This is a genomic window from Lactobacillus sp. MRS-253-APC-2B, from assembly GCF_012843675.1.
GTDB classification, from domain to species: domain Bacteria; phylum Bacillota; class Bacilli; order Lactobacillales; family Lactobacillaceae; genus Limosilactobacillus; species Limosilactobacillus pulli.
Genome location: NZ_JABAFO010000016.1, coordinates 25,091 through 39,701 on the forward strand (window position 1 = coordinate 25,091; position 14,611 = coordinate 39,701).

8 protein-coding genes and 1 pseudogene are annotated in these 14,611 nt (G+C 37.2%); 2 read left to right on the forward strand and 7 right to left on the reverse strand.

All coding sequences use genetic code 11. The annotated features are described in order from the left end of the window. The first annotated feature begins 121 nt into the window (after positions 1 to 121). Positions 122 to 747 (forward strand): annotated as a pseudogene (locus HF864_RS07745) (helix-turn-helix domain-containing protein). Further along, positions 747 to 1,622, forward strand: a complete 876-nt coding sequence (locus HF864_RS07750) for an IS3 family transposase (RefSeq protein WP_169462421.1) — start codon at positions 747 to 749, stop codon at positions 1,620 to 1,622. Before HF864_RS07745 ends, HF864_RS07750 begins: the two are co-directional and overlap by 1 nt. An 80-nt stretch (positions 1,623 to 1,702) precedes the next feature. Here HF864_RS07750 and HF864_RS07755 read toward each other — a convergent pair whose 3' ends face one another. From HF864_RS07755 to HF864_RS07785, 7 genes are all read right to left on the reverse strand, one after another. Then, positions 1,703 to 5,245, reverse strand: a complete 3,543-nt coding sequence (locus HF864_RS07755; RefSeq protein ID WP_169462409.1) for a peptidoglycan amidohydrolase family protein — start codon at positions 5,243 to 5,245, stop codon at positions 1,703 to 1,705. Between the two features lie 231 nt (positions 5,246 to 5,476). Continuing rightward, positions 5,477 to 5,962: a hypothetical protein gene (locus tag HF864_RS07760; RefSeq protein ID WP_169462410.1), complete on the reverse strand. Its 486-nt coding sequence runs from the start codon at positions 5,960 to 5,962 to the stop codon at positions 5,477 to 5,479. An 88-nt stretch (positions 5,963 to 6,050) separates the two neighbouring features. Beyond that, complete coding sequence (locus tag HF864_RS07765) at positions 6,051 to 7,736, reverse strand: hypothetical protein (RefSeq protein WP_169462411.1); 1,686 nt, start codon at positions 7,734 to 7,736, stop codon at positions 6,051 to 6,053. A gap of 2 nt (positions 7,737 to 7,738) precedes the next feature. Then, positions 7,739 to 8,716 (reverse strand): glycosyltransferase family 2 protein, encoded by a 978-nt coding sequence (locus HF864_RS07770; RefSeq protein ID WP_169462412.1) that lies wholly within the window; start codon positions 8,714 to 8,716, stop codon positions 7,739 to 7,741. A gap of 23 nt (positions 8,717 to 8,739) precedes the next feature. Further along, a complete protein-coding gene (locus HF864_RS07775; RefSeq protein WP_169462413.1) occupies positions 8,740 to 9,849 on the reverse strand; it encodes an acyltransferase in 1,110 nt (369 codons plus the stop codon). A 78-nt stretch (positions 9,850 to 9,927) separates the two neighbouring features. Then, on the reverse strand, positions 9,928 to 13,047 hold the full coding sequence (locus HF864_RS07780; protein WP_169462414.1) for a GH25 family lysozyme: 3,120 nt from the start codon (positions 13,045 to 13,047) through the stop codon (positions 9,928 to 9,930). Positions 13,048 to 13,129: 82 nt separating this feature from the next. Continuing rightward, positions 13,130 to 14,611: peptidoglycan DD-metalloendopeptidase family protein (locus HF864_RS07785; RefSeq protein WP_169462415.1), on the reverse strand; the 1,482-nt coding region annotated here is incomplete at its 5' end.

The window sequence follows — 14,611 nt, forward strand, 5'->3', positions numbered from 1 at the left end:
CTTGAATATGTCTTCAAGTATAGGAGAACTTGGAATTTAATTATATGCGGTTGGTTATAGTGTGCTTACGTTGCTTTACGGCTATCAAAAGACAGAATCTGGCCTCAAAGTATATGCCGATATGCATCATGTCAATCAGAATACGATGACAAGATGGATTCGGCAGTTTCTCTTGCATGGTTTGGCGAGAGTTCGCCATCGTTCATTCAATCATCGCTATTCGCTAAATACTAAGATTGAAGCCGTCAAAGAGTATCAAGCCGGTTTCCCAGGTGAAAAAATCATTGAAAAATATGATATTCGTAGCCTCTCTCAACTAAAACAGTGGTCGATCCAGTACAATAATGATGAACTAAAGACTAAGTCAAGAAAGCGAGTCAGAAAAATGGGTCGAAAAGTTAATTTTGAAGAGAAATGCAAGATCGTACAGTGGGTCTTGGACCATGACAATGACTACCAAGGAGCAACAATTCAGTTTAATGTAAGCTATCAGCGTGTCTACTCATGGGTTCGCAAATACCATGAGGCAGCTGACAGTTGGGAAGCCTTGAAAGATAATCGTGGGCATCGCAAGCCACAAAAAGCTTTAGAAGAGATGACCGAAAAAGAGCGACTTGAAGCTGAAATTAAAAGACTAAAGAAAATCAATCGAGAAATGGAGCTTGAGATCGCATTCGCAAAAAAATTAGTCGAAATACGCAATCGGGGGTGAAGCGACCGGACGATATCAAGCGGTTCAAGAATTAATCAACGGAACCTGCGGTTTCGTTAGCGAACTGACTAAAATTGCCAAGGTTTCACGCAAATCATACTATCAGTGGCTCAAAAGACAGCCAACACAAAGAGAAATTAAGAACAAGGCAATTTTGGAAGCAATCTATCAGATTGAAAAACGCCATCAGAACTGTGCTAGTCATAAAAAAGTAACCGCGATTTTAAACAATGAGAATGGGAAAAATCAAGAAATTCCAGAATACACCTTTTCGTTTGACTTTCGTATCAATATTAAGCGTGTGCGTCGAATCATGCGGAAACACGGCATTAAAGCTGATGTCCGTCAGAAAAAGCGCAGCCGCAAGAAAGAACAACAACAGTACCAAGAGGATAATCTATTGGAACGGAAATTTATTCAGATAGCGCCTAATCTGGTGTGGGTGTCCGATACGACAGAACTAACCTATGGTCGCAACAACAAAGTTCGCTTGCACGTAGTTTTGGATTTGTACGGTCGTTATGCGCTCAGTTATCATATTTCACCAACTGAGACGGCAGAAGCCGCAATTGAAGCCTTTAAACGCGCCGCTAAACAAGCTGGGACCTTCGCACCAATGATTCATACCGATCGTGGCGTTGCCTATACTTCAAAAGACTTCAATAACTATTTAACCAGCAACAATAGTAAGCACAGTCTCTCTGCGCCTGGCACTCCGGCTGATAACGCAGTAATTGAGCACTATTGGGGCGATTTTAAGTACATATGGATGGCGCATCATTCACATCCGCAAACTTTGGCAGAACTGAAAGATTTGGTTGAGCAGGGTGTTGAATACTTCAACACAGTCGAGATTTCCAGCAAACGAAACAACCTCACCGCGGAGGACTTCCGCAATGAGGCCGTATAGACTAATTTTTTATTTTTTTAAGTGTTACCTTGACGGGGTATAGTACCAGGTGCCTCATTTTATTATCGATATAAATTTATTTATCTACGGTACACATAGTAGTATGGATAATCATCTTGTCCCCAGTACCAGAAGTATGGGAAGTTTTGGACAGCCGTTCCATGTTCGCCTTCTGTCCAGTAACAAGTTGAAATCATCGTACCTTCATGTCCAGAACCACTAATGACACCGGTGTGACCAGCACCACCTGCACTGTGTCCACGTTGACCCCAAATAATAACATCGCCAATTAATGGAGAAGTATATCCAGTGTTTTCATATGCTAGATGGTAGCCATTTCCTAAGAGATAGCTGTGTAGCATTTCTGTATTGTAAAGCATTGAGTATCGCCATGCACCCGCCTCATACAATGCTTGAGTTAATGAACCAGAACAATCAGCGGTTCCATCAGCACCATTTCGTGAACCATCCATCGAATAAGTCAATTTACCCATTCGATTAAAGAACCATTCCAAAAGTTTAGCAGTCCATTGATCTTTGACTTGTGCTCCAGTGATGTAGTCAAAATAGTATTCTTGCCCATTAATCCATTGAGCACCAACATACATATTCCCATCTTGTCCGTTAAAGTAATAAGTGTTTCCGTTTATATTCTGCCAACCATAAACCATATGGCCTTGAGCATCATAATAAACTGTGCGACCATCACTTAATTTAATAAACTTAGAAACCGCCTCATTCCCATCATCTAAATTAAAGTAATACCAATCGTTTCCAAGTTTCTTTTCACCATAAGTCATATGACCGTTTTCATCATAGTATGCGGTACGTCCATCAGTGAGTTTGATAAATTTTGAAATTGCTTCATCACCAGTCCATTTATCAAAATAGAACCAGAAACCATCAATTTTCTTTTCGCCATGAATCATTTGAGCTGTATCAGGATCATAATAAACTTTTTGGCTATCCGATAATTTCTTCCAACCAGTTACCAGGACATGATTGTTAGAATCATAATAGTACCATTGTCCATTAACTTTATTTTGACCATCATTAAGAATGATATTTCCTTCGTCATCCGTTTTTAACGTCTGTTGAGCAACAGTGGCTTCAACATTTTTACTTAACGATCCATTGGCAGCACCATAGTATTGTAACTGTCTGGTTGCTAAATTATATACCACACCTGTTTCTTGGGCACCGGTCCAAGAATTAAAGTAATAGGTCATACCCTTAATAGTCTGTTCACCATATAGCATACCCTTACTTTTGCTAATATCTTGGTGATCAATTTCATAATAAACTTTGCGGCCATCTGGTAAGTTGAAGAAATCGCTAATAATATTTCCATTTGTTGGGTTAAAATAGAACCATTTATTATTGATCTTTTGCTCACCAAACTGCATTTGACCTTTTTCGTTATAGTAAACACTTCGACCATCAGGCAGGTTAACAAAACCGGTTTCCATTACACCATCACCATCAAAGTAATAATGATAGCCACCAATTACCTGTTCACCAGTAGCCATTTCTGGCATAAAGTAATATGTATTGCCGTTAACTACCTTAAACCCAGACTCACGAGCCCCAGTCCATTGATTAAAGTAGTAGTACTTATCAGCTGCTTTTTGCATTCCATGGAGCATCCCAGCGCCGGTACCATCATTGTTTACTTGATAATAAACAATACGACCATCGCTCAACGTATGCCAACCACGAACTGTATCGCCAGTCCATTGGTTAAAACAGTACCATTTGCCCGAAATCTTTTGTTCCCCATACTGCATTTGACCAAGAGAGTTGTAGTACACTAAACGACCGTCAGGCAGCGAAGTAAATCCAGTTCGCATTACCCCATTATTACCGAAATAGTACCAATGACCTGAGATATTCTTTTCACCAAGTGCTAATTGAGGATTAAAGTAGTAAGTTTTTCCGTTAACAACTTTAAACCCATTTTCTCGAGCACCGGTCCATTGGTTAAAGTAATAAGCAATACCATTTACAGTTGCCATACCGTGCAACATACCATTACCGGCACCATCTTTATTAACCTGATAATAAACAATTCGACCATCAGGTAACGTATACCAACCAATAGCTGCTGCTCCAGTCCACTGATTGAAGTAATACCAGTTATTATTGATCTTTTGTTCGCCATATTGCATCTGGCCATTATTATCATAATGTACTAGGCGACCATCTGTTAATGATATCCATCCAACCATGGCTTTATTATCTTTTAGATAGTACCAATAGCCATTAATTTTATTTTCACCATTAGGAAAACAAACATGTGCATCAACAATCTTATATTTTTTCCCGTTTAATTGAACGGTGCCATTTTCAGTCAAAGTACCATCTGACTGATCATAATATTGGAAGTACTTGCTTTCTTTATTCAAGAAAACACCCTTCTCCATTGCACCAGTCCACTGATTAAAAAGATACTGCTTATTATTGATCTTTTGATTTCCATAAAGCATTTGGCCCTGGCTATCATAGTAAACGGTTCGGCCATCTGACAATTTAACAAAACCCGTTTCTTCATGGCCATCAGCTGTATTGAAGTAATACCAGTGATTATTGATCTTTTGTTCACCATATTGCATTTGTCCCTTTGCGTTATAGTAAACAATTCTGGTATTACCAGTGTCATCCAGCGTAACAAAGCCAATTGCCATCTCCCCAGTTTTAGCAAAATAATACCAATGATTATCAATCTTTTTTTCGCCAGTTACCATTTCTGTGGCAAAATAATATGTCTTTCCATTGATTGACTTAAATCCGGTTTCTTGAGCACCAGTCCACTGGTTAAAATAGTAGGTTTTGTTATCTGATGTTTTCTGCATACCATGCAGCATACCATTGCCGCCACCATTATCATCTACATCATAATAGACGTGTCGTCCATCAGGAAGAGTAAACCATCCCTTTACAACATCCCCGTTGTCCTTTCGGAAATAAAACCATTGCGTATTAATCTGCTGTTCACCATACAGCATTTGATTATTTTTCAAATCATAGTAAGCAAGGCGATTACCTGATAGCTTTTGCCAACCATTCAAGTAGTTTCCATTTTGGTCTTTTAAGTACCAATGGCCATCTTTATAATACTCTGTCGTAGTTACAGCCGTCGTATTATCGTCTTTTTGACTGTCAGCTGCCAAAGTGCTAGTACTTGCAGTAATATTCTGTGAGTCAGTATTGATACTTTGTTCTACAGATTGAGTATTGTCGTTTGCTGAATCTACCTGTGGCTTTTCGGTTACTTGAGTTACACTGGCAGCCGTTTTATTTTGGCTGTCAGTATCACTTGTTACAGTACTTTTAACATCAGTAGCCTGGCTCTCAGTATTGTTATCTGTACTGTTTTGAGTAGTATCACTAACTTGTGCATCCGCAACAACAGTATCCTTTGCAGTAACTGATTCAGCTACTGTACTTGTTGTTGAAACTGATGGTGAAGCAACAGTCGTCTGTGTAGTTGTACTTACCTCATCGGCATGCGCAATCTGCATACCACCGCCCAACAGACTGATTGCAGTAATTCCTACGACTACCCAAGTTTTACCGCTTTTATACATTTTAAAATGTTTTTTCTGATCAATTAGCTTTTTCATAATAAACAGAATATCCCCCAAAATCATGAAATACAGTAATAGTTCATACAATTTTTGATTTTATCACTGGTAATTTATCAATTCAATGTACGTAGAATTTACATTCCTAGGATAATAAATAAAGTTAATAAGCAATTCCTAAAACATTAGTATTTAACAAACACTTAATTTATTAAATATAAAAAAATATATAAAAAGGCTCGTCAAAAATGACGAGCCTTTCTAATATATCTAGTTGCTTGCTGAGCTAGAACTGCTGGATGTTACGACCTGTGCATTGCTTGGTAATGGGCCACTCCAGTCAGCATAAGTAGTTTGACCGTTCTTAACCTGGCGATCCATACCATCACTATCAACGTTGTGAACTACACCATTACTATCAGTCCAAGTAGCAACGTCATTTAAGCCTAGTTGGATATTGCTGCTTTGAGCTGAGCTGCTTGTTGAACTACTGGTGCTCTGACTTTCATTATCTACAACAGCACTACTACTAGAAGATTCACTGTCAGCCTTGCTAGATGAAGTTTTGCTCTTAGCAGAAGAGGTTGAAGCCTTCTTTGCTTTAGTTGCATTCTTCTTTTTAACTACCTTACTTGAAGTAGTTTCACTTTTAGATGAGCTTTTTGCTGACTTGGAACTATTTCCGCATCCCGCCATTAAAAATGTCATACCAAAAATCATGAAAATAGCCATCAAACTATTTTTTACTTTTTTCATTATGTGTATGCTCCTAATTTTTTTGTTTCAGTTAACCATATGGGCTATATTATAGCAAATTTATACCCAACACGAAACATATTTACATCTATGATCCTACTTTTGTTTTCCTAAATTTGGCATAAATGGCATAGATTGTTGCTATCAGCCAAGTCATAATGCTTAATAGAGTTCCCAACTTATCAATTAATGAAGGAACGTATTTAACAACAACACTACCGTTGCTGATTGCCTTAAATGCTATCGTATTACGTTTGCTCTTTATCAAAGCTAAGTCTTTTCCATTTTGATAAACATGTAGGTTTTTATATAAAGCAATTGGTAAGTTGACATTATCGCCAGCTTTTAAATTCTTTATATGATAAATCTGGGCATTGGGTTGAGAACTTATATTTCGTAATCTCTCCTTCTTACCATTGATTAAAGCAAAATGACTCTCGATATCTTTAAAATAATTCATACTTTTTTTAGGGGTATATTGATCTAAATACCAAGCTGTTGCCCCTTTATATTCTTTCATAGAACCGGTATAAACTTTATTCGCTTCTGAATTACTTAATGGATCATTTTTTAACTGATTTATACTACTAAACCAAGGAGTTATGATAACTAATATAATTACTGACTTAAACAGATTGTTCTTCCATAAAGCATTATAATTATTTTCTTCATACAGTATCTCAGCAATATCTCCACCAGAATATGCCAATAAAATTGAGGTTAGCATTAGTATTCTTATTGGAAACTGAATCAATGAAACTGGAGTATGTTTTAAAAGTACCCATGGGAATAAGGAACTTGCGCAAATAAATGAGAATAGTCCCAACAAATAAACAATTCTAGATGTTAGATTGAATTTCTGAAAAAGTAATAATCCCAATATAATTATAAGTAGTAATATAACACCTATTCCATAAGGCTTACCAGGGTCATATCTGAGAACACTATTCCTTAGTGAAGACATAACTATTTCATCCATATAATTTGCCGTTTGAGAAACATCATATGGAGTTGGAGGATTATATTTCTGAAAAAGTTCTTGTTCTATAAAAGGAAACAGAAAAATTGATGAACTTGTAAAGGCAACAACAACGGCTTTTACTAATTGCAATAGACAATCAATCTTATCTCTTACAAACCAAATAAATAAAACAAATATTATCGATAATGCTAAAACAATAATAAAAGTACTTAAGACATGTGAAAGCAACGTAAAAGATACACCAAATGCTAAAAATGGCCAGTCTTTTCTGTTGCCAAACATAACTGCATAGATTCCATATAGGCAAAGAGGTAAAAAAACCATTCCTAAAAATTCACCAATTGCAAATCTAGAAAATGCATCAATTGTTCTATATGCACAAAATGTATATATAATCGAAGCAACATTCGCCTGAAATGAACTCTTTTTCATTCTTCTTACGCATACATAAGTAAATATAAGCGTTAAAAAAGTATAAAAAACAAATCCTAAATATATTCCATGAACAGTGTTATTTAGAAGTATTGAAAAAAAAGCAAAAGGCGTCAATGTTATCCAAGGATAGAAAATTCCTAAAGGATAACCTACTTTATCAAAGGTATATGTGTATATATAAGGAAACAAATTACCATGTTTGAAATTTTTTATCAATTCAATAATTCTATTCACATGATAATTCATATCATCTCCAAAATAGATTACCCCATTCTTTTGAAGTGGTAATACAAATAAAAAACTTAAAACTATAAATAAAAGTATTTGCAACCACTTATATCGTTTTTCTTCACTCAAAATTAGTCCTCTAATCTTTTATCCATCTTCTTGGAATAGTTTTCACATTCAATGTTAAATCTAGGACGATGCTTTACCTCTGTAAACACCTTTCCGATATATTCGCCAATTACACTGACAGAAATTAATTGAACCCCACCTAAGAACCATATCGATATCATCAATGAGGTCCATCCTGGCACAATATGTCCTTCAATCTTCTCTACGATTGTATAAATCATTAAAACGATACTTATCAACATAACAATAAGTCCCATCGACATGATTAGATGAATCGGCGCAATCGAAAATGATGTAATGCCATCCAATGCAAAATGGATCATTTTCTTCAGTGGATATTTGGAGGTACCAGCATATCTTTCTTTTCTTGGATAGTAAACTTTGGTCGATTTGTAACCAACCAATGGCACCATTCCTCTTAAGAAAAGATTACGCTCTTTATAACCAAGTAATGCTTCCGTTGCGCGCTTACTTAATAAACGATAGTCGGCTGAGTCTGGAATCAGATTAACTCCCATTTTCTTCATCAAGCCGTAGTACATCAGGGCTGTATGCTTTTTAAAGAAGGAATCTGTGTCTCGACTGTTTCTTACTCCGTAGACAACGTCGTATCCTTCAATAAATTTATCTACCATCTTGTAGATTGCATTAACATCATCTTGGAGATCAGCATCAATAGTAATAATCATATCAGAATACTTTACCGCTAAGCTCATCCCAGCCAATAATGCATTTTGATGTCCATAGTTACGTGTAAATTTGATCCCAGTAACATAATCATATTTTTCACTATAACTACTGATAATTTTCCAGGTCTTGTCTTTACTGCCGTCATTAACAAATAGGAGCTTACTGTTAGGGGCTATTTTCTTCTTATCAATTAAATCGTTTAATATCTGTCCTAGCTCTTTGGTCGTTTCAGGCAAGACTTCTTCTTCGTTATAGCAGGGCACAACAATTGTTAATACATTTTCACCCATATATCTATTCTCCATTAACTAAACTAATATTTTATCATTTTTGAAATTTTTTCATTAAGAAATAACGTTACCTTGTTAATTGGCTTTTCAAAAACCATCTTTCTTACCAAAATATCTAGCAACAAACTAACTAAAAAGATAACTAGTGAGTAACCTAATGCCTCTCCCAGATAATCCAGCCAAGATGCAGCAACATTCTTTGAAGAAATAAAAGTCTGCCAGATTAATGTTCTAATAAACGTATTATCTGATATTAAATAAACGCCAAACATTGATCCAGCAATATAATTAATAAATCCATTATAAAATGACAAATTCTTGAAAAAGGCAAAAATATAGAATGCCGTTAAAATAGTAAATGGATTATACAATGCATTTACTCCTGCCAACATTACACTAGCTTGACTTCCTCGCAATGCCAAAAGACAAATAACTAAGGTAGTAGCTAAACATAGCAAAGACATCATACTCATTTTCTTCGCATCGTTTAAAAATGATCCTGAATACTTTTTCAGATATGCAGCCATAAAATAGAACAATATAAAAATTATTCCATGACTATACCCAAAATCATCAATCGCCATATCTGGTTTACCAGGCAATATTTGCATTAATGTTGGAATCAATACCCAAAATACAGACAGAATAAATATCAGAAATTGAAGTTGCTGCTTATTTAAGGATTTAATTGTACTATTCAGCATGGGTATCAAAAACAATAATACTACATATCCCCCGACAAACCAATAACCACTCGGTAATGGAAAAGGACCCCAGAAAGCTTTTAGGCCTTCATTATTAAAAAGAGCACTTAAAGACCTAGGATGTATGATATGTCTTAGTACAAAGTAAATTAAATAGCTGTACATACAGGTAGTTAAGATTAGATTAATTGGCCTTTTAAAGTTAAATTCCTTATCACATAAGAAATATGCCCCAATCATTACAAAAAGTATGACCCCTAATCGTCCGAGAAAAATAAGGTAATCATAAATAACATATGAATTTGCAAAGTTTTTATCATAAAAACTGGGATTTAAAGTTCCATGGATTGCAAAATGATGTATCACGATTGCAAACATACTTAAGATTCTTAATAGTTCAAAACTTGAATTTCTCTTGCTTTTTATCATAATTTTCCCTTTTCAAGCACTATAAAAAGCCTAATATGATTACCTCATCATATTAGGCATTTCATTAATGTTTATTGATTATTTTTCCTTGTTTCCTGTCCATACATTAAAGTAATATTTAGTACCATTGATTGTCTGCCAACCATACAGCATCTGACCTTGGGCATTGTAATAAACAACTCGACCGTCACTTAACGTTACAAAGCCAGTCTGCATTATTCCGTTACTACCGAAGTAGTACCATTTACCGTCAATTTTATGTTCGCCTTGATACATTGCACCGGTCCAAACATTAAAGTAGTACTTCTTGCCACTGATTGCCTGCCAACCATACTGCATCTGACCTTCAGAATTATAGTACACAATTCGTTTGTCACCAGTATCAGTAAGCGTTACAAAACCAATCTGCATTGAGCCATCATTGCCAAAATAGTGCCACTTACCATCAATCTTGTATTCTCCTTGGTATGCTGCACCTGTCCAGATATTAAAGTAGTATTTCTTGCCATTTATCGTCTGCCAGCCATACTGCATCTGACCTTCAGCATTATAATAAACAAGTCGTTTGTTGCCAGTATCAGTAAGTGTTACAAAACCGGTCTGCATTGAGCCGTCACTACCAAAGTAATACCAGTATCCATTGATTTTTACTTCATAGTTTTTATTGAGTGCACCGGTCCATTGATCAAATGCGTATTTTTTACCGTTAACAGTCTGGATTCCATGTAGCATCCCTTGACCGTTACCTTTGCTGTCAACGTCATAGTATACTACTCGACCATCTTCCAATGTGTACCAACCTTGGGCAGCATGACCATCAGTAATATCAAAGTGATACCATTTGCCGTTAATCTGTTTTTCACCATATTGGAGTTGACCACTGGCATTGTAGTAAACAATATGACCATTAGATGATAGAATAACAAAACCGGTCTTCATAATGCCATCACTACCGAAGTTATACCAGTAGTTTTCAATATGTTGAATTCCAGTCAGCATTTGTGGATTGAAGTAATAGGTCTTACCATTTACCTGCTTGAAGCCGGTATCTCTAGCACCTGTCCAGATGTTAAAGTAGTAGTTTGTACCATTAACTGCACTCATCCCGTGCAACATTCCTTGGCCATTACCATTGGCATCAACATCATAGTATACCAATCGTCCATCACTTAATGTAAACCAACCTTGAGCCATCTGACCATTTTGAACATTAAAGTAATACCACTTATTGTTGATCTTCTGTTCACCATACAGCATCTTACCTTCTGTATTATAGTAAACAGTATAGGTTTTCTGTCCACCAGACAGCTTCGTGAAACCAGTCTGCATGATTCCATTGCTATCAAAATCATACCAATAGCCATTAATCTTTTTCTGACCAGTTGTCATTTTTAAAGTAGTTGGATCAAAGTAGTGCTTTTTACCATTAACCGTTTGCCACCCAGATAAAAATGTACCTTGTGAAGCACTATAGTAGTAGGAATAGCCACCAATTTTCTGAATTCCCGTAGTAAGCTTGCTTTTATTAACTGAGCCGTCAGAATTCAGCAGAATCGTAGTGTTATTGCTGCTTACACTAGCTACGCCAGTTTTTAGGGCACCAGTAGCTGGATCATAATATTGTAGCTTTTTTGCTTTTTGATTGTAAACCAGGCCGGTTTCTTGAATGCCAGTACTATCATTATAGTAATAGTTACGACCGTTAATTTCAACTTCACCATAAGTAATGGCACCGGTCCAAATGTTTAAATAATATTTGTTGCCATTGATTGTTTGGTTACCATACTGCATCTGGCCTTGGCTGTTATAGTATACGGTCCGACCATCAGAAAGTTTTTGAAAACCAGTTACCATCGCTCCATTATCAGTTCGGAAGTAGTACCAGTAACCATTAATTTTTTGTTCACCGTACTGCATCTGACCTTGGCTGTTATAGTATACAGTTCGGCCATCATAAAGGCTTTGGAAGCCAGTCTGACGAACACCATTTTTGTACAGATACCAGTAGCCGTTCTCTTGTTTTTCACCATTTAGGCTCATATAAGTACTAAACATGCCTTTATCAATTGAGCCATCATAACCATTAAAGCTGTCGGTATACTGCCAAGCACCATAGTCAGAATTCAACATGGTATTCTTCCAGTAGTCATAGTAGTAGGCAGCAATCCACGTCTTACTATGACCAACAGTTGAGCTGACGTTGTATGTCTGATCATAGCTGTAACTAGCATAAACACCATGATTAGTGTAACCGCGCCGACTCAGTTCATTCCAAAATTCATTTAAGAGGGCTGCAATGTTGGAACGCTTGGTTACACTATCTTCCATATCCGCAATCATCAATGTACTGCCATCTAAGCCATACGAACTGGCAACATTGGCATAATGATCAGCTTCTGCGATTGCTGATGCTGAATCGGTAAAGACTGCATAGTCATAGGTTGCTACTGCCAACCCAGCTGCCTTTGCATTATTAATTTGCGTCTGTGCATATGGGTTAGTGTATGTAGTACCTTGGGTTAGCTTGACGATAACGTACTTAACACCAAGACTCTTGAGCCAAGAGTATGTACCTACACTCATCGCACCTTGGTATGAGGAAACATCAATTGCGTCAGCTGAAGTACTGTATGCAGCCATTGTTTGTAATGCAATTTCTTGATCAGTATTAGCAACTACAGTCGTTGAGGAAGCTGTTGTTGCTGAAGCACTGTTTTCGTTAGTTGACGTATTGCTAGTTTCAGAAGTAGAGGTCGAAGTCGTACTTGCTGAATTACTTGTGTTCGCATCTTGTGGTGTTGTAGACGCTGCAGTAGTACTATTCTGTGCAGAAGAATCAGTATTAGCTGCTGTGCTGGCCTTAGTATCTGAAGTTGAAGATGTTACATTGGCATTAGCTGTCGAAGTAGTGCTTTCACTACTGCTGCTTGCGGATTGTGAAACAACAGTATTATTCGACGCATCAGCAGTAGATACGGCGGTTGAGGTCAGCACTACTGATTGAGCATTAGTAATATCCGTAGTAGATTGTGATACACTGCTACTAGTTGTTGCAGCGTCAGCCTGTGCAGTTCCAGAATGAATAATCAACCCGAAGCTAAGTGCTGTTAGCGTAATTCCAGAAAAGAGCGTCCATTTCTTCAAAGTTTTTTGTTGCGTACTTTGATATGCTTGTACTTTTTGACGTTCGTTATTCAAGTCTTTCCTCCAAATAAAAATCCATAGAATCCTAATTTTCTTAAAAAAGGGGGGCTTCCTTAAAAAAGCTCCCCTTTTTTGTTTAGTTACCCAACAAAGTCAATGGATTAATCCAAGTTCCATTGTTGTTAAATGAGTTTGCCAAGGCAACGCTAAAGTTCTTTTGACGAGTAATTCCCAAATGCAGGTGAGCCGTCGTTCGTCCACCAATTACGTCCCCAACATTAACTTGTTGACCAACGCTTACCCAAATATTGGAACGACTGCTGAAAGCTTCTTGGTAAACAGTCAGGTATTCACCAGTATCAATCAATACATACCAGTCCAGACCGGATGCATAACCAATGGCAGTAACCGTACCCTTGTGAACCGCATGGACTTCATAGCCTGGATGATCAATTGAACCAAAGTCAAGACCATCGTGGAAACCATTCAGTCGGAACTCACCACCTGCATTTACACCGAATAATTGTGCTCCCGTGAAATAACCGCGACCATCAGCTGGGAATGGCCAACCCCAAGTATCCTCAACACCATCCGAAGCAAAGGCATGCTTTGTACCATCAATATAGTGCGTGCCAGTATACATATTCCCATTAGCCAGGTCGAAGTAGAACGTATTGCCGTTGATTGTCTGCCAACCTTTTAACATATGGCCTTGCCCATCATAATAAACGTTCCGGCCATCACTCAGCTTGATAAAGGTCGAAATAGCCTCGGCACCAGTCCATTGATTAAAGTAATACCAATTACCATTAATTTGCTTTTCACCATGGACCATAATTGCAGTATCAGGGTCATAGTAAACAGTACGATTACCGGAAACACTTTGGAAACCGGTCTTAAGCTTCTTAGCTGATGAATCATACAGATACCAATTACCATTAACCTGATTTTCACCATTAGTAAGTGGAATATTGCCATTACTGTCCAGAGTATAACTCTTACCATTAATAGAAACAGTGCCCTTGTTTAAGGAACCATCACTTTCACCGTAGTATTGCAACAACTTAGTGTTTGCATTGTACACAACACCAGTTTCTTTTTCACCAGTCCAAATGTTAAAGTAGTAGGTCTTATTGTTAATAGTTTGCTGACCATATTGCAATTGACCTTTACTATTGTAGTAAACTACCCGCGTCTTGCCAGTATCAGTAAGAGTAACAAAACCGGTTCTCATGACACCATCATTACCAAAGTAGTACCAGTAGTTTCCGATCTTGTTTTCATTCTTGTACATAGCACCAGTCCAGACGTTAAAGTAATAGGTCTTACCATTAATCGTCTGCCAACCATACTGCATCTGACCCTTACTGTTATAGTAAACGGTCCGATTGCTACCGGTATCATTCAGGTTAACAAAGCCAGTTTGCATAACACCATTGGTACCAAAGTAGTACCATGAACCATCAATTTTGCCTTCGCCTTTAGTCATATCGCCAGTCCAGACGTTAAAGTAGTAGGTCTTACCATTAATCGTCTGCCAGCCATACTGCATCTGACCCTTACTGTTATAGTAAACGGTCCGATTGCTACCGGTATCATTCAGGTTAACAAAGCCAGT